The organism is Flavobacterium circumlabens, assembly GCF_004345565.1.
GTDB classification, from domain to species: domain Bacteria; phylum Bacteroidota; class Bacteroidia; order Flavobacteriales; family Flavobacteriaceae; genus Flavobacterium; species Flavobacterium circumlabens.
Map to the genome: position 1 here is coordinate 260,846 of NZ_SLWA01000001.1, position 17,868 is coordinate 278,713.

The following is a 17,868-nucleotide window of genomic DNA, read 5'->3' on the forward strand; positions in this document are numbered from 1 at the left end:
GTAATTTTCCCGACTTAAAAACGAGAAAGTACCAGCAAAATTTTAACTATCAATTGTTTCTTTGGCTGATAAGTTCAAATCATAAGATCGACTTCTACCTTCTCCCTTTGCTGTCAAAATATTTTTTTCTTTCAAATCCTGTAAATCTCTTGTTGCTGTTGCCCTTGATGTTTTAGTAATAGATATGTATTTTATTGCCGTCATGCCGCCCACAAAACCAGCAACACCATTTTCGAACATTTTCAGAACAACTTTGGTTTGTCTCTCATTCATTTTATCTTTAAACTGATCTGTGAATTTGCTTTTGCTTAATGTAAAAAGTACAATTTGTTTTGCGTTTTTTTGAGATTCTAAAATTAAAGCAGAAAAATAAAAAATCCAATCTGTAATTTCCAGGGTTCGCTGCGCTTGTTTTAAAGATTGGTAATACTGTTTTTTGTTTTTTTCAATTGTACTTGAGATACTCATCAAAACTGGGCGATCCAAAGATTCCGACAGACATTTTTCAGCTATAGCCCTGCCAATTCTGCCATTCCCATCTTCAAAAGGATGAATGCTTTCAAAATACAAATGAGAAATAGCAGTTTTAATTAATGCTTTTTTAATATCGCTTGATTTTACTTCAAAATCATTGTACCATTGAATAAATTTTTTCATTTCAGCTGGTACCTGACTGGATGGCGGAGCTTCGAAATGAATAATTTCCTTACCATAACTACCGGAAACAATTTGCATAGGTTCTTGTCCGGTTCTATAATTCCCAGGACTAACATGTTTTGAATATTCCATCAGCATATAATGCCATTCTTTGATCGAAAATTCATTTAATTGATCCGAATAGGAATTCCTTACCGTAACCATCAATTTTCCAACGCCAAGAGCATTTTTATCCCTAATATGACCAAAAACATCAGCAATACCTAAATTTTTCTTAATCGAAGACATGATATCCTGCCGACTAAAAAACTCACCTTCAATTTCAGAAGTTTTGATAGCTTCCGAAATCATAAATTGTAAAATAGTTTCCTGCTGAATTACAGTTGATAAAGAATCAACAAGGCCTTTTAGTTCTCCTGTTTCCAATGCAAATTCAATACATAATGCATCTATTACGGTAGCATCATATACAAAATTTTCCCAATCCGGTAATTGCCAATTGTAACTCATGAGGCATTTAATTAAATTAATCGCCTCAAATATAATCATTTTTTGAGGCGATTAACCGAAATAATCGCCTCATTTTATGTAAATTCCTATACTTGAAGGTTTGAATCAAATATGAGAAAAGGATTTATCATCGTTGAAAAGTACATTTTTACTTTATATTTTTTTATTACATTTAAACACTGATATTTCAAATAATGGATACAAAACATAAAATCACTGTTCCGGAACCCTGTCATGAAAACTGGGATAAAATGACTCCAAAAGACAATGGAAGATTTTGTTTAAGCTGCACAAAAACTGTTGTGGATTTCACTACAATGCTTCCGGATGAAATTCAGCATTTTTTTATTCAGAATCAAAGTAACAGCGTTTGCGGCAGGTTTAAGGAATCCCAATTGGATCCAATCTCTATTCAGATTCCAAGCCGTATTTTATATACTCAGACACAATACCATAAAATGTTTTTGCTTGCTTTATTTATTGCGATGGGAACTACTTTGTTTAGCTGTGCCGATAAGGAGGGTAACAAAAATAGAATTGATAAAATCGAAATTGTTGACAATACAGAGCAAAATCAAGATGAAGAGACGATTTCCTCCTGTTATGGACATGAAATCGAATCTAAAAAAATAAACAAACCAAAAACTCGCGAAGCATTTACACTTGGCATTGTAGTTCCTCGTAATTCTATTGAACAAGGAACTTTTAAGTATAATGTAATATATAATTCAAAGGATTTAGATGTTTTGCCTGTTCCGGAAATTGGAATGAAAAAATTTCTTGCTTTCTTTTCTAAAAACTATACTCCTTCAGACAAAACTGAAAAATCGCAAGGGAAAATATTGTTTATTATAGAAAAAGACGGCAGCTTAAGTAATTTTAATATCATTAAAAACACATCTCAAAAAAACGGAGAAGAAGCTATTGGAGTTTTACAAAGGTCCCCAAAATGGATTCCGGGAAAATTAAACAATCGTATTGTTCGATCAACTTACATTTTACCAATATAATTAAATGATGGATAAAAAACATAAAATCACTGTTCCGGAACCCTGTCATGAAAACTGGGATAAAATGACTCCAAAAGGCAATGGAAAATTTTGTTTAAGCTGCACAAAAACTGTTGTGGATTTCACTACAATGCTTCCGGATGAAATTCAGCATTATTTTATTTCAAACCCAAATAAAAGTATTTGCGACAGGTTTAAAAACACACAATTAGACACAATCTCTATTCAGATTCCAAGCCGTGTTTTATATACTCAGACACAGTATCATAAAATGTTTTTGCTTGCTTTATTTATTGCGATGGGAACTACTTTGTTTAGCTGTGCGGATAAAGAGGGCAATAAGAAAAAGATAAACAAGGTAGAAGTCGTTGATAAAGAAGAAACCCCCGAAAACCATGTAACGGTTGGAATAGCATTACCTCCCAAGGACCCTTCAGAACATACTCTTCCACCGCCTCCCCCGCCAAAAGTAGATCAGGTAAAATTTGTAAAACCAGTAACTAAAGATTGTACCAAACCGACTAAAAATAAAGTAAAATCTTCAAATGAAGGTCAGGAAGAGGAATCTGCATTTGTTACTGGTGCAGTAATGCAAACCAATGCGGAATTTCCGGGTGGCATTGAAGCATTTTATAACTTTTTCGGAAAAGAATTTAAAAATCCCGAAAACGTAAATGCTACAAACAACAAATTCAGAATTTCTTTTGCCGTTGAAAAAGACGGTTCTTTAACTTATCTGGAATCCGCACCCGGTATGGATCAGACCATAAAAAAGGAAGTAATCCGGGTTTTAAAATTATGCCCAAAATGGCAGCCGGGAGAATCAAATGGAAAAAAAATAAAAATGCAATATTCTTTACCAATAACGCTGGAATAAACATTCGGAGCAATAACTGAGTAATAAAATTAAATTTAAAACCGTAAATTTGTTTTTTACAAAAAAATGAAAAGCAATTTACTCTCCAACATAAGCAATCCGGCCGATTTACGTTTACTTGACGAAACGCAATTACCACAATTAGCGAAGGAATTACGTGATTTTATCATTGACATTGTTTCGGTAAAAGAAGGGCATTTGGGTGCCAGTTTAGGTGTGGTAGAATTGACAATTGCTTTGCATTATGTTTTTAATACACCGGAAGATTTATTGGTTTGGGATGTGGGACATCAGGCTTACGGACACAAAATTCTGACCGAAAGACGAGAAAATTTCGACACCAACAGACAACTAGGCGGTATTTCCGGTTTCCCTAAAAGAAGCGAAAGCATTTATGATACTTTTGGTGTAGGACATTCCTCTACTTCTATTTCTGCCGCTTTGGGAATGGCGATTGCCTCGCAGCTAAAAGGCGAAACCAACAAACAGCATATTGCCGTTATCGGTGATGCTTCCATAGCATCCGGAATGGCTTTTGAAGGTTTAAATCATGCCGGAGTTACGGATGCCAATTTACTGGTCATTCTTAACGACAATGCGATTGGTATTGATCCAAGCGTGGGCGCTCTTAAAAAGTACCTTACTGCTGTAAAAGAGGGAAAGAATCCGAAGAAAAACAACATGATCAAATCGCTGAATTTTGATTATTCCGGGCCGATTGACGGACATGATTTGATTGGTCTTATAAAAGAACTGAATCGCTTAAAGCATATAAAAGGCCCCAAATTTCTTCACATCGTAACCACAAAAGGAAAAGGCCTGCAACAGGCTGAAGAAGATCAGGTGAAATATCATGCGCCCGGAAAATTTGATGCTTCGACAGGAGAAATCCATTTGAAATCTGAAGAAAATTTACCGCCTAAATATCAGGATGTTTTTGGTTTAACGATTTTAGATTTAGCCAGAAAAAACGAAAAAATCATCGGAATTACACCGGCAATGCCATCAGGCAGTTCCCTGAAGTTTATGATGGACGAAATTCCCGAGCGGGCTTTTGACGTTGGAATTGCGGAACAACATGCGGTAACGCTTGCTGCCGGAATGGCGACTCAGGGCATGATTGTTTATTGTAACATTTACTCGACCTTTTTACAGCGTGCCTACGATCAGGTGATTCATGATGTGGCGCTTCAAGACTTACCCGTAATTTTCTGTCTGGACCGCGCCGGCCTGGTGGGTGAAGATGGTGCAACCCATCACGGGGTTTTTGATATTGCGTATTTGCGATGCATCCCGAACCTGATTATTTACGCTCCTATTAATGAAATTGCACTGCAAAACATACTTTATACCGCACAATTAGGCTTACATCATCCGATCGCGATCCGATATCCGAGAGGAAGAGGCGTCCTGCCTCGGTGGGAAGTAGAAAATTTCGGACATTATGAAAATGTTAAAATCGGGAAGGCAAATTGCCTGAAAAAGGGAACGAAAACAGCCGTTTTATCGACCGGAACTATTGGCAATAATGTGATCGCCGCCTTAAACGAATGTTTGAATCCCGATACAATTGCGCATTACGACTTCCCATTCGTTAAACCATTAGATATCAATTTACTACAAGAAATATTTACTACTTTCGATACGCTTATTACTATTGAAGACGGAACAATAAATGGCGGTTTCGGCAGCGCTGTTTTAGAATTTGCAGCAGCAAATAACTTCAGTAATCCAGTGCAGATTTTAGGGATTCCTGATGCATTTATGGAGCATGGAACTGTCCTGCAATTACAACAATTGTGCAAAATTGACGTTAAAAATTTATCAAAACTTTTTTCAAACCATTGAAAAGAATTATTTTGCGAAGCCAAAAAAAATCAAAAGTCAAGCCTAATGAAATTATTTCGATTCACTCTCTTACTATTCCTTTTTACTTTTACCGTTACTATTTCTGCCCAGAGTATTATTAAAACCACTTTAGAACCGAATCAGATTCCTGAAGCTCCTTCCAACTGGACTAAAAAAAACCAGCTTGGTTTTGACATCTCCGAAATTGCTTTCGTCAACTGGAGTGCGGGGGGAACAAGTTCTATTTCAGGTTTGTTTAAGGGAGAATTTGCAAGAACCTACGCAAAAGGAAATCATAAATGGTTTAACGAATTAATTGTTAAGTACGGCTTAAATAAACAGGATGGTACGGAGCTTAGAAAAACGGACGACGCCCTTATTTTCAACTCCACTTACGGATTCAGAAAAGACACGACTTCAAACTGGTATTATTCTGCCAAATATAATTTCAGCACTCAGTTTACAGATGGTTACAATTATCCGAACAGGGACATTGCCATATCGAGACCGTTTGCACCTGCTTATATCTTTTTAGGAGCCGGAGCTGAGAATTCAAATAAAGCCAAAAACAGGACTTTCTATTTCTCCCCAATCACTTTAAAGACTACCTTGGTTTTAGATCAATATCTGGCAGACCAGGGAGCATTTGGTGTTAAAAAAGCTGTTTATGCCACAGGCCCTCTTGATCCTACCAATACTATTCTAATTGAACAGGGACAAAAAGTAAAAGCGGAGTTTGGTATTCTGCTTACAGGCTACATGAAAAGTGAAATTTTCAAAAACATTTTTTACGAAAACAGACTAAGTTTATATACCGATTACCTGAACAGATTTGGAAACGTCGATGTGGATTACGACACGCGTCTGGACCTTGTTGTAAATGCTTATGTAAAAGCCAATATCGGGATTCATCTGGTATATGACGATGATATCAAAACTAAAAAAGATGTTGTTGACCCGACAACCGGAGCAACAAGTCAGGTAAATGACGGGCCAAGAGCACAGCTGAGACAGGTTTTAGGTGTAGGTCTTGTTTACGCTTTTCAATAATTAATTCGGTTTTCTTCCGTTAATCATTTCGAATAATTCCAACGCATTTCCGTCTGTTAAAAGTGAAACATAGTGACAGATATGAAGCAAACGCTCGTATAAATTCGTTTTCTCCAAATGGTGTTTTTCCGGCAGCATTTTCAAAAGCAATTTATCATAATTGGATGCTTTTCCTTCATATTTGTTATTGAAAGCAATAATGAATTTATCCAGTAAAGTCTGGATGATCTGATAACCGACAATTTCTTTCTCGATTACTTCGCGGCTCTGATAGATTTTTTCAACACTTAATTTGATAATATCATCCATTTGGGCTTTGTATTTGCTTTTATCTGTTAAAGCGAAAGGAAATTTCCCGGCCAGGATTGCTTCTTCGTTTTCGATAAAAACATCAACGGCATCACTAATTAAGGCACCAATTGCTAAGGCACGCAAATAACTAATTCGATCTTCTTTGGTCTCCAGCAATTTATATTTCGCTACACCAATATTGTCTTTTACGAGTTTAATCAGATATTCCAAAGCATAATCTTCAGACACCAGACCCAAATTTATTCCGTCTTCAAAATCTATGATGGTGTAACAAATATCATCTGCTGCTTCAACCAAATACGCCAAGGGATGTCTTTCAAAACCAATGTCATCTCCTGATTTATTGGCGATCATTCCCATGTCTTTGGCTACTTCTTCAAAAAAAGCTTTATCGGTCTGGAAAAAACCATATTTTTTATCAGCAATATTTTGCGTTGGTTTTTTAGGCAAACTCTCTTTCGGATATTTCATAAAAGCACCTAAAGTTGCGTATGAAATTCTTAAACCCCCTTCAATTCCGGGACGGCTCGCTGTCAGTACTGAAAATCCGTTTGCATTTCCTTCAAAATCAATTAAATCCTGCCACTGCTTATCTGTTAATTCTTTTTTATACTGTTTTCCGTTTCCTATCGAAAAATATTCACCAATAGCTTTCTCTCCGGAATGTCCAAAAGGCGGGTTTCCGATATCATGCGCCAGGGATGCAGCGGCTACGATGGCTCCAAAATCATTCATATGATAGCCATGGACTTCTTTTAGATAGGGATATTTTTCGATGATTTTTTTGCCAACCAAACGTCCCAGAGAACGCCCAACCACTGAAACTTCTAAACTGTGGGTAAGTCTTGTATGCACGAAATCTGTTTTAGAAAGTGGAATCACCTGCGTTTTATCCTGCAAGGATCTAAAGGCTGACGAAAAGATAATACGGTCATAATCTACCTCAAAACCCAATCGGGTATCGTCTTGTTCTATACGTAATCTTTTGTCTGTGTCGCCTTGCTTTTTAAGAGATAAAAGTTGTTCCCAGTTCATTTTAATTTCAGATTGGTGATTTTAGATTTTTAGATGGAACTCCAAAAATACGTTTATTTTGGGAATTTCTTCAAAGACCTTCCTGCTATTAAAACTCCAATGCCGTACTATGTTTGATTTCGCCCATTACAAAAATACTGTTGGTGTTTCCGATATTTTCGATGGTCGATAATTTATTCATTACAAAATCCTGATAACTAGTCATATCCTGTACCAGAATCTTGAGCATAAAATCATAATCCCCGGCAATATTGTAACATTCAATAATTTCGGGAAGTGCCACAATATCTTTCACAAAATTGCTTCCTACGTTTTTGGCGTGCTCTTTTAAGCGGACATTACAAAAGACCGTCATCCCGCGATTCATTTTTTTCTTGTCTAAAAGTGCCACGTATTTGGTAATGTATCCGTCACGTTCCAGTCTTTTGATACGCTCATAAACCGGCGTAACGGTCAGGAATAATTTTGCGGCAAGATCTTTTGTGTTGATATTGGAGTTCTCCTGAAGGTGCTTCAGGATCTGCAAATCGGTTTTATCGAGGTTTTCCATAGTAATTTTTACGGCTAAAGGTTCTTTTTAAAGAATTCATCAGTAATATAATCTTTAAAAACAGATTCTAAAAACACAATTTACTGAAATAAGAAGCAAATTTAAGTATTATAATCTAATACAATACATTTGTTCAGTAAAAAATACTGAATCAAAATGAAAACAAACAACTTAGGGTATCCAAGAATTGGCAGTAACAGAGAACTTAAAAAAGCCAGTGAATTGTACTGGGGAGGAAAAATTTCGATTGACGAACTCCTCCAAACCGGAAAAGACATTCGCCGTACCAACTGGCAATTACAGGCTGAAGCCGGAATAGATTTAATACCGTCTAATGATTTCTCTTTTTATGATCAGGTGCTTGATTTAACTTTGGCAGTGGGAGCCATTCCGGAGCGTTACGCTGATTTTGCCAAATCAAATTCGGCCATAGATTTGTATTTCGCCATGGCAAGAGGGGCACAAAGAAACGGACAGGATGTTGTCGCGATGGAAATGACCAAATGGTTTGACACCAACTATCATTATATTGTTCCTGAATTTACAAAAAACCAAAAGTTTACGCTGTTTTCAGAAAAAATAATTACCGAATTCAAAGAAGCCAATACTTTAGGAATTGCCACAAAACCGGTTTTAATCGGACCTGTTTCTTATTTGCTTTTAGGAAAGGAAAAAGAAGAAGGTTTTCACCGAATTGATCTGATCGACGAATTGCTTCCTGTTTATTTTGAAATTTTCGAAAAACTGCAAGCCGAAAATGTCGAATACATTCAGTTAGACGAACCTTTTCTGGCTTTAAACCTAACCGACAAAGAGCGTAAGACTTTCACGGAGGTGTATCATGAAATTAATATCCGTTTTCCAAAAATTAAAATCATTCTGGCCAATTACTTCGATTGTTTCGGAGAAAATCTGGCCACGGCTCTGGCTTTACCAGTTGACACCTTACACCTGGATTTGGTACGTTGTCCATCGCAATTAGATGATATTTTAGAATCCGGACAATTGAATCCAAACGTAAATCTTTCCCTTGGAGTTGTGGACGGAAGAAATATATGGAAAAATGATTTCAAAAATTCCTTAAGCCTTATCCAAAAAGCAACGGATGCCTTGGGTGAAAAAAGAATATTGGTGGGACCTTCCTGTTCTTTAATCCACAGTCCGTGTGATCTGGATCTGGAAACCAATGATGCCACCCTGACATCCGAAATCAAGCAATGGCTGGCTTTTGCCAAACAAAAAATCCAGGAAATTGTAGCGTTGAAACAATTTGCTTCTAAGGAAACTGATCCTACAACTTCCGCTGCATTTGAAGAAAATACGGTTGCCAATGAAAATCGTAAGACTTCAAAATTAATTCATAATAGCGACGTAAAAAATCGTGTTGCCGGTATTTCCGTTTCTGACGACAAACGAAAAAGCACTTTTGCAACCCGAAGAAAAAGCCAGATTGAGGCTTTAAATCTTCCTTTGTTCCCAACCACAACGATTGGTTCTTTCCCACAGACCGCAGAAGTACGAAGCTGGAGAGCCAAATTTAAAAAAGGAGAATTAACAGCGGAGCAATACAACGACTTAATCGAAAAAGAAACCGAAGCAACTATTCGTTTCCAGGAAGAAACCGGTATTGATGTCCTGGTTCATGGTGAGTTTGAACGCAATGACATGGTGGAATATTTCGGAGAACAACTTGCCGGTTTTACGTTTACAAAAAACGGATGGGTACAAAGTTACGGCAGCCGTTGCGTGAAACCTCCGGTTATTTATGGTGATGTGTCTAGACCAAACCCAATGACGGTAAAATGGTCCCAATATGCGCAATCCCTGACGCCAAAATGGGTAAAAGGAATGCTTACCGGACCGGTAACCATCTTACAGTGGTCCTTTGTTCGTAACGATCAGCCGCGTTCTGAAACCTGTACGCAGATTGCTTTGGCGATTCGTGATGAAGTGGTGGATTTAGAAAAAGCCGGAATCAAAATCATTCAGATTGATGAGCCTGCTATTCGCGAAGGCCTGCCTTTACGAAAAGAAGAATGGGCTGCTTATCTGGATTGGGCTGTAAAAGCGTTCCGAATTTCGGCAAGCGGTGTAAAGGATGATACGCAGATCCATACCCATATGTGCTATAGCGAATTCAATGATATTATTCAAAATATTGCCGACATGGATGCCGACGTGATCACGATCGAATGTTCGCGTTCGCAAATGGAACTTTTAGATGCCTTTGCCGATTTTAAATATCCAAACGAGATCGGACCGGGAGTTTATGATATTCACTCCCCACGTGTTCCGTCAAGTGAAGAAATGGTAAAACTGCTTGAAAAAGCGGCTAATGTTATTCCAACCGACCAGCTTTGGGTAAATCCGGATTGTGGTTTAAAAACACGTCATTGGGATGAAACCAAAAAAGCACTTATCGAGATGGTAGCTGCTGCCCAGGAAATGAGAGCTGCAGTAGAAAGTGCTGTATAAGTAATGCCTTTTATTTAGATAATTTTGTTTTTTAGTGTCAACGGTGAAGTCGAAAATCTTGTAGTTATGATTTGTTTCGGCTTCACTTATGTTGGCATTTTTTTAAGTAAATTATTTGTCAAGCGTTAAACATTTTCCAGAGCACTTTACTAAAATTTATTTCAATTTTCAATGTATCACAGATTTTGTTACAAATAAATTTTATTTTTATTTTGCAACAGAAAATGTGACAAAATTATTTTTTTTTACTTTTTGCAACAGTTTCAAAAGTAGATAATGCCTGATATGTATTGTTACTAAATTATTTAATAAACATTCACGTTAAATAAATAATTACAGGATAGGAAAACTTAATTTTCAAAACACTTTAACCAGAAACAAAAAAGCACTCCATCGGAGTGCTTTCATTACTGTTAACTTAATTTAAGATTAGAAGTTTTTAGAAACTCCAATGTTAACTGTTTTACCAAAATTGAAGTAGAATTTATTAACATCAGTATCACTTGTATCAAAAGTTAATGTTTCATATCCTAAACCTCCAATACTAAAGTTTAACCCAAAACCTTTTTTCATATTAATAAAAAGAGCCGGAGTGATGCCTGCGTAAATACCATCTGCTTTACTCGTTGAAGTACCCAATCCATTAGTATAATTTTTTTGCTTTTGCTTTTGGAAGCCCGCCCCTAAATCAGCGAATACAGAAAAAGTTTCGCTCAACGGAACCGAATAACGCACAAATGCTCCTAATTTGAAATTATCATCTTTCGATTCTGATTCGTCTGCAACAAATTTTGATGAATACAATCCAAATTCGCCCCCAACTGTCCAGTTATCATGAAACTGATAACCCACTTTTGGAGAAAAACTAAACGAATTCGACTTTCTCTCACTGAGTTCGTGATTAGCATTTTCAGAAGAATATCCAATGTTTCCTCCAACTAAAATTGTTCCCTTTTGAGCATTTGCAAAGCTAGTAGTAGCTAATGCAAGAATAAGTAGCATTTTTTTCATATGTGATATTTATTAAGATTTCACATACACTAAACAACAAAAATACCACGATTTAAGTTCTGCAATTAATTAACAATTTGTTAAAAAGAGGATGCGTTAAAAATGTTAAAACACAAAAAAAGCACTCCATTGGAGTGCTTTCATTACTATTAACTTAATTTAAGATTAGAAGTTTTTTGAAACTCCAATATTAAATGTTTGTCCAAAGTTGAAGTAAAAACTACTAACATCAGCACCGTTATTATCGTAGCTTAAAGTTTCGTATCCTAAACCACCAATACTGAAGTTTAATCCGAAACCATCTTTCATATTAATGAAAAGAGCCGGAGTTACACCAACATACATACCATCTGCTTTAGATTTTGAGAAAGCATTTCCAGGACCGTATACTTTAGATTTTAAATTTTGGAAACCAGCTCCCATATCTGCAAAAACAGAAAAAGTCTGGCTCAATGGCACTGAGTAACGAACAAATGCACCTGCTTTGAAACCATTATTTTTTATTTCTCTTGTACCGTTGTCATCATTCGATGAAGCTACTGTAAATTCACCTCCAACAGTCCAGTTGTCATGAAATTGGTAACCTACTTTTGGAGAAAAACTGAATGTGCTTGTTTTTTCTTCCCCAAATTGGTATTCTGTTTTATCAGAAGTATATCCGATATTACCACCAACTAAGATTGTTCCTTTTTGAGCATTTGCAAAACTGCAGATAGCCAATGCAGCCATCACTAGAATTTTTTTCATTTTGAATTTATTTTAATTTTAGCATTGGTTTAACAATAACAATGCCGTCGTACCTGGGAATTTATATTTTTTTTAAGAGTTCTTTGAAACACAATTTCTAGCAATCGAGCATATTTCTGTTTACTTTTGCAGTAAATAAAAAGTTATGTCGATAGAAGTAAACAGTATATCAAAAAGTTACGGAGCACAAAAAGCCCTTAATGAAATTTCATTTAAAATTGAGAAAGGTGAAATCGTTGGATTTCTTGGTCCGAACGGTGCCGGAAAATCAACTTTGATGAAAATTTTGACTACTTATTTACTTGCCGATGGCGGCTCAGCCCTTGTAAATGGTCATGATGTCATGACAGACACTAAAGCGGTACAACTTTCTATCGGGTATTTACCGGAGCATAATCCCTTGTATCTGGATTTGTATGTTCGTGAGTATTTGGCTTTTAATGCCGATGTTTACCATGTTGAAAAAGCAAGAATCGAAGAAGTAATTCAACTGACAGGCCTGTCAGCTGAAAGTCATAAAAAGATAGGTCAACTGTCTAAAGGATACCGTCAACGTGTTGGATTGGCCAATGCTTTACTGCACAATCCCGATGTTTTGATTTTGGACGAACCGACTACCGGTCTGGATCCGAATCAGTTAATGGAAATCCGAAATGTAATTAAAAATGTTGGAAAAGATAAGACCGTTTTTCTGTCAACTCACATCATGCAGGAAGTGGAAGCCATCTGTGATCGTGTCATAATTATTGACAAAGGACAAATTGTGGCCGATAAAAAACTGGATAAGTTAATTTCCGAAAACAAAGAACAAATTATAGAAGTAGAATTCGATTATCAGGTAGAAGAACAGTTACTGGCCAAACTGGAAAACATAAGTTCTTATAAAAATACGCACGATATGACCTGGGAACTTACTTTTGTTACTGAAAAAGACATGCGTCCGGCTATTTTTGATTTTGCTAACGAAAATGGTTTAAAAACACTTCAGTTAAATCAGAAAAATAAAAACCTGGAAGCGGTGTTTAGGGAGATTACTAAATAAGTTTGCAGTCGCAGGATTAGTTTACAGTCTCAGTCTCAGGGAGCAGTTTTGAGTACTCATAAAAAGAAGGCTAGTTTAAAATAAACTGGCCTTCTTTTTAAAATTATTTTTTGTTTTAATTATAAATTTAACTCCGAAATAATTGCTTTCATTTCTTCTATTACCATTTTAATATCTTTTTCAGAGGTTCTCCAATTGACAAACGAAGCTCTGATTCCTTTTTTGTTTTGATAAACTGTTGGGGTCATAAACACTTTTCCGCTATCATTTAAATGTGTCAGAAACGAAGCAACTTTTTCTTGATTGTGATTGCCTTTCAAGGTAAAACAAACATTATTAAGACGAATCGGTGCTAAAAGTTCAAAATGACCGTCTTCAATAAGCGCATTTCCGAAATGTAATGCCAGATGCACGCTGTTTTCTACAATATCACAAAAACCTTCTTTCCCGTACGCCAATAAAGAAAACCAAACCGGCAAAGCCCTCAGACGTCTTGAATTTTCCGGTAATACATTCAAATAATTGAAATTCTCCAGCGGATTTCCCAAATAGGGTGCATTCGAGTTCTGGAAAGTTTCAATCTGCAAATTCACATGATCGTTTTTTACCAGATAAAAAGCACTTTCATAAGGTACGTTGAGCCATTTATGACAATCAATTGTGATACTGTCTGCGTTTTCCCAGCCATCCACCAAATGTTTAAATTTATCTGAAACGGCTGCAAAACCTCCAAAAGCTGCATCAATATGCCACCAGAAATTGTATTTCCCCTTTAGTTTTGAAATCGCTTTAAAATCATCAAAATCTGCTGTATTTACTGTTCCTGCACTTGAAATTAAAATAAAAGGCTTCCCGTTTAATGCTTTTATTTTTTCTTCTAAATCAACAATATCAATAGCTTCCCTATTTCCTTCTATAGTTTTAATAACAGTATAATTCTGGCTTCCAATTCCCAGCATCGCTAATGATTTTACAGCCGAAGAATGCGGTGTTGCTGTTAAAATATTTAGGGTTTCAGAAATTCCGTTCTTAGCAAAATCTTTTCCAAATTGCGCTCCGAACCATTGTCTTGCAACTCCCAGACAGGTAAAATTAGACATCGTGGCTCCTGTTACAAATCCACCTAAAAATGTTTTGGGCAGATCAAACAATTGTAACAACAGATTGATCGTTTCAAATTCAATTAATGCTGAAACTCCGCCTTGTGCTTTGATCGCCTGCGTGTTCTGGTCATAAACAGAAGCCAGCCAGTCTCCGACAATCGATGCCGGAGTCGATCCTCCGGTTACAAATCCCCAGTATCGTGGTCCCGGTGAAGCAACCAACAATGGCGCCATTCTCTCGTTAAATTCTTTTAAAGCTGCCAGAGATCCTAAGCCTAATTCATTTAAGGCACGCGTCGGATCAATCGTTTCTTTGTTCGATGTTGGACTATTTTCAAGATTATTAAGAAAACCTAATCCCTGTTGTTTTGTTTTTTCAAGTATATTTTCTAAATCATTAAGATCTTGCTGAAGTACCGAATTCATTATATATTATTTTATGTGCTTAATCAATCGCTAAAGAAATTAGCGGGCGCATAGTGCAGATTAAGCGGATTAACACTGATTTTTAATTATAAAAAAGATAGAAATTGAAGACTATTTATTACCACTTGGTTTTCTCGGAAAACCTGGAAATCATCATGGAGCAGATTAAATCGCCGTTTACGTTTAATAAGGTTGCAATCGGATCTACCAGAGTTCCCAGAATCATTGCTACCGGAAGCGCCTGTTCCATGGGCAGGCCGTAAACTGTAATGGCCAGAACCTCGCCGATATAACCTCCATTTGGTATTCCGCCTTCTACAATAGAAACAATAACCGTAATTCCTAATGCCAACAGAATGGTACTCGGCTCTGTAAAATCTTTTCCGAACATGGCGAAAAGAACCGTAATTTTCAGAATGGAGGACATACTTGAACCATCTTTGTGCAATGGCGCACCAAGCGGAATCACTAAATTCCGGACATGATTCGGGATGTTCATTTTTTCTGCTGCTTCGAGATTTGCCGGGATTGTGGCAATGCTGCTGCAGGTTCCGACAGCCGTTAAAGCCGGAGTGATATTATTACTCCAAAACACAACAAATGCGCGTTTCCCTCCCGCTATAAGAGCGTATATGCTGAAAAAAGTAAAAAAGTAAAAGATACATGCCCCGTAATAAATACCTAAGGGTTTTGCATAAACCCCAAACAACTGCGGGCCAAAAACGCCTACCTGATAGGCAAAATACGCCCCAAGACCTATTGGTGCCAGCTTCATAATCATATTCAGCAATTGTTTCATAACTTCATTTCCGGAATCCAGAAAACTTCTGAAACTGCTGCCTTTTTCTCCGGACTGCAAACTGGCGAAGCCGATTAAGAAAGAAAAAATAATAAGCGCCAGCATACTTTTTCGGGACAATAATTCGAAGAAATCATTTACGGTCAGTAATTGTGCTATTTGTTCTCCAATACTTCCGGATTGAACGTTCTCCAGAGGAATTTTAGAAATTATAATACTTTGATGAATCGGAAAGAGATAAACCGCCAAAATCATAATGATTGCTGATATCAGAACAGTTCCGAGAAAAACAAGCATCATAATGGCAAACAATTTTCCTAATTTTTCGGTTTTCTCCAGATTGGCAATGGAGGAAGAAATTGTAAAGAAAATAAGTGGAATAATTGCCGTAAAAAGTAAATTCAAAAAAATATCTCCAAGCGGTTTGATTACCTCAACGCCTTTACCAAATAATAACCCTAAGATACTTCCTGTAATGATACCGCCTAAAAGCAGTAAAATGCTGCTGTAGCTTTTTAGAAAATTGATTTTTTTAACTTCCATAATTTTAAAAAAGTATTAGGATTCAGAAATAGAAATGTGAAATAAAAAATCAATTAAATTACTTAAAAAAAGAGCACTAAAACGAAGACGCTGTTTTTTTGTTATTTTTCTAATACAATAGTTGTAAAAGCCCTGTCCACCAATTCGCCCATTTTGCTTTTTACTTTTTCGGTTAAGGTTTCCGTATAAACAATTTTGAAAGCTGTTTTTTCGATTAACAGCTGTACTTTTTCGGTGCTGTAAAGGGTAAATTCGTATGCTGTAAACGGAAGCTGCTTCATGAAATTTTCCTCTGCAAATGTTAAGCAGAAATTGCCATCCGGTTTTAAAATCCGGTAAATTTCCAAAAGAAATTTTTCAGGCTCCTGCCAAAAATAAATGGTATTTACGGTGAAAATCTTATCAAAAAATGAATCCTGAAAAGGAATGGCATTACCATCATAAAGCGAAAAGAAAGCCTGTTTTTGGGAAACATAATCCCGGTTGATCTGTCTTGCTTCCTGAAACATTAACTCAGACATTTCGAGTCCGTAATAGGTTAATTTTTCGGCTTGCTGCATTACAAATTCCAGATGGGACGCGTTTCCATGACCTAGTTCCAGAATTTTATTTTCTGCGGCAATATTGAGATTCTGAATCGAATGACGTGTCATATTGATGTTGGTTTCATGCATCATGTTGGCCATTTCAATTCCCTTTTCTCCTGTGGGATGTTTTAGTTGTGCCGCGATTGCTTGTAATTCTTCTTTTTTCATAAACTTAATTTTAAATTCCAAATAAAAAATTCCAAATTCCAATCTTGAAGTCATTCCGAAGAACGAAGCAACCACACTAAAATAAGCACTAAAGATATGCTTTATGAGATTGCTTCGTTCCTCGCAATGACCTTAAAAAATACGACTCGCAATCTGGCGAATATTCTCTGATTTCCCCATTGAATAATAATGCAATACCGGAACTCCGGCCGCTTTTAATTCTAAGGACTGCTGAATTGCCCACTCAATCCCGACTTGTTTTATCGCTGCATTATCTTTGCATTTATCGACTTCATGAATTAAATCTTCAGGTAAATCTATTCGGAAAATCTGTGGTAAAATCTGTAAATGCCTTTTAACAGCGATGGGTTTAATTCCCGGAATGATCGGCACCGTAATTCCCATTTCTCTCGCTTTTGCTACAAATTCAAAATACTTTGTATTGTCGAAAAACATTTGCGTTACCACATAATCAGCTCCGGCATCTACTTTTTCTTTCAGTCTTTTTAAATCCGACTGAAGCGATGGCGATTCTAAATGTTTCTCCGGATAACCCGCAACCCCAATACAGAAATCAGCTTTATTATCGATATCCATTACTTCATGCAGGTATTTTCCCTGATTCAGTAAGCTGATTTGTTTTACCAAATCGATTGCATAATCATTCCCTCCTGCTTTTGGGATAAAATATTGTTCGTCTTTCATGGCATCACCACGCAAAGCCATGATATTATCAATTCCTAAGTAATTACAGTCTACCAGAAGATATTCCGTTTCTTCTTTGGTGAAACCTCCACAAAGCACGTGAGGTACGGTATCTACATTGTATTTATGTTTTATAGAAGCGCAAATTCCAAGCGTTCCCGGACGCATACGAGTCAGTTTTTTATCTAATAATCCGTTGCCTTTGTCGATGTAGATATATTCTTCGCGTGAAGTGGTTACATCAATAAATGGTGGTTTAAACTCCATTAACGGATCGATATTGTCGTATAATTCCTGAATGCTTTTCCCCTTTTGAGGCGGAATAATTTCAAATGAGAATAATGTATTTCCTTTGGCATTTTCTATATGTTCTGTTACTTTCATTCTTTAAGTTATGAGTTATGAATTATGAG

15 protein-coding genes are annotated in these 17,868 nt (G+C 36.5%); 6 read left to right on the forward strand and 9 right to left on the reverse strand.

Annotated features, from left to right (window positions below):
* Positions 1 to 42: 42 nt before the first annotated feature.
* Positions 43 to 1,167 (reverse strand): Fic family protein, encoded by a 1,125-nt coding sequence (locus EV142_RS01090; protein ID WP_132031882.1) that lies wholly within the window; start codon positions 1,165 to 1,167, stop codon positions 43 to 45.
* A gap of 194 nt (positions 1,168 to 1,361) precedes the next feature.
* Here EV142_RS01090 and EV142_RS01095 point away from each other — a divergent pair, with 194 nt between their 5' ends.
* The 4 genes from EV142_RS01095 to EV142_RS01110 all read left to right on the forward strand — a co-directional run bounded on the left by EV142_RS01095 (position 1,362) and on the right by EV142_RS01110 (position 5,952).
* Positions 1,362 to 2,177 carry an energy transducer TonB gene (locus EV142_RS01095; RefSeq protein WP_132031884.1) on the forward strand — a complete coding sequence of 272 codons (816 nt, stop codon included), beginning with the start codon at positions 1,362 to 1,364 and terminating at the stop codon, positions 2,175 to 2,177.
* A 4-nt stretch (positions 2,178 to 2,181) separates the two neighbouring features.
* Positions 2,182 to 3,054: a hypothetical protein gene (locus tag EV142_RS01100; RefSeq protein ID WP_132031886.1), complete on the forward strand. Its 873-nt coding sequence runs from the start codon at positions 2,182 to 2,184 to the stop codon at positions 3,052 to 3,054.
* A 66-nt stretch (positions 3,055 to 3,120) separates the two neighbouring features.
* Positions 3,121 to 4,902: a 1-deoxy-D-xylulose-5-phosphate synthase gene (locus EV142_RS01105; RefSeq protein WP_132031888.1), complete on the forward strand. Its 1,782-nt coding sequence runs from the start codon at positions 3,121 to 3,123 to the stop codon at positions 4,900 to 4,902.
* Between the two features lie 45 nt (positions 4,903 to 4,947).
* On the forward strand, positions 4,948 to 5,952 hold the full coding sequence (locus EV142_RS01110; protein ID WP_132031890.1) for a DUF3078 domain-containing protein: 1,005 nt from the start codon (positions 4,948 to 4,950) through the stop codon (positions 5,950 to 5,952).
* Here the strand turns inward: EV142_RS01110 and EV142_RS01115 are convergent, their stop codons facing one another.
* Positions 5,953 to 7,299, reverse strand: coding sequence for a deoxyguanosinetriphosphate triphosphohydrolase (locus EV142_RS01115; RefSeq protein ID WP_132031892.1), 1,347 nt, complete (start codon positions 7,297 to 7,299; stop codon positions 5,953 to 5,955). It lies immediately after the preceding gene.
* Between the two features lie 88 nt (positions 7,300 to 7,387).
* Positions 7,388 to 7,849 (reverse strand): Lrp/AsnC family transcriptional regulator, encoded by a 462-nt coding sequence (locus EV142_RS01120; RefSeq protein WP_132031894.1) that lies wholly within the window; start codon positions 7,847 to 7,849, stop codon positions 7,388 to 7,390.
* 156 nt (positions 7,850 to 8,005) lie between these two features.
* On the opposite strand from EV142_RS01120, the gene metE reads away from it, so the two are divergent.
* Positions 8,006 to 10,324, forward strand: coding sequence for a 5-methyltetrahydropteroyltriglutamate--homocysteine S-methyltransferase (metE, locus tag EV142_RS01125; protein ID WP_132031896.1), 2,319 nt, complete (start codon positions 8,006 to 8,008; stop codon positions 10,322 to 10,324).
* A 429-nt stretch (positions 10,325 to 10,753) separates the two neighbouring features.
* Here metE and EV142_RS01130 read toward each other — a convergent pair whose 3' ends face one another.
* Positions 10,754 to 11,335 carry an outer membrane beta-barrel protein gene (locus EV142_RS01130; RefSeq protein ID WP_132031898.1) on the reverse strand — a complete coding sequence of 194 codons (582 nt, stop codon included), beginning with the start codon at positions 11,333 to 11,335 and terminating at the stop codon, positions 10,754 to 10,756.
* A gap of 165 nt (positions 11,336 to 11,500) precedes the next feature.
* Complete coding sequence (locus EV142_RS01135) at positions 11,501 to 12,082, reverse strand: outer membrane beta-barrel protein (RefSeq protein ID WP_132031900.1); 582 nt, start codon at positions 12,080 to 12,082, stop codon at positions 11,501 to 11,503.
* A 145-nt stretch (positions 12,083 to 12,227) separates the two neighbouring features.
* Between EV142_RS01135 and gldA the strand changes: the two genes are divergently transcribed.
* The gene (gldA, locus tag EV142_RS01140; protein WP_132031902.1) at positions 12,228 to 13,124 is read left to right on the forward strand and encodes a gliding motility-associated ABC transporter ATP-binding subunit GldA; all 897 of its coding nucleotides are present in this window, start codon (positions 12,228 to 12,230) and stop codon (positions 13,122 to 13,124) included.
* Positions 13,125 to 13,243: 119 nt separating this feature from the next.
* Here gldA and EV142_RS01145 read toward each other — a convergent pair whose 3' ends face one another.
* The 4 genes from EV142_RS01145 to metF form a co-directional block, all read right to left on the reverse strand.
* Positions 13,244 to 14,653 carry a pyridoxal phosphate-dependent decarboxylase family protein gene (locus EV142_RS01145; RefSeq protein ID WP_132031904.1) on the reverse strand — a complete coding sequence of 470 codons (1,410 nt, stop codon included), beginning with the start codon at positions 14,651 to 14,653 and terminating at the stop codon, positions 13,244 to 13,246.
* A 118-nt stretch (positions 14,654 to 14,771) separates the two neighbouring features.
* Positions 14,772 to 15,995 (reverse strand): dicarboxylate/amino acid:cation symporter, encoded by a 1,224-nt coding sequence (locus EV142_RS01150; RefSeq protein ID WP_132031906.1) that lies wholly within the window; start codon positions 15,993 to 15,995, stop codon positions 14,772 to 14,774.
* Between the two features lie 101 nt (positions 15,996 to 16,096).
* Entirely contained in the window at positions 16,097 to 16,750 is a 654-nt protein-coding gene (locus EV142_RS01155) for a class I SAM-dependent methyltransferase (RefSeq protein WP_132031908.1), read from the reverse strand.
* Between the two features lie 132 nt (positions 16,751 to 16,882).
* Complete coding sequence (gene metF, locus EV142_RS01160) at positions 16,883 to 17,839, reverse strand: methylenetetrahydrofolate reductase [NAD(P)H] (protein WP_132031910.1); 957 nt, start codon at positions 17,837 to 17,839, stop codon at positions 16,883 to 16,885.
* Between the last annotated feature and the right edge of the window lie 29 nt (positions 17,840 to 17,868).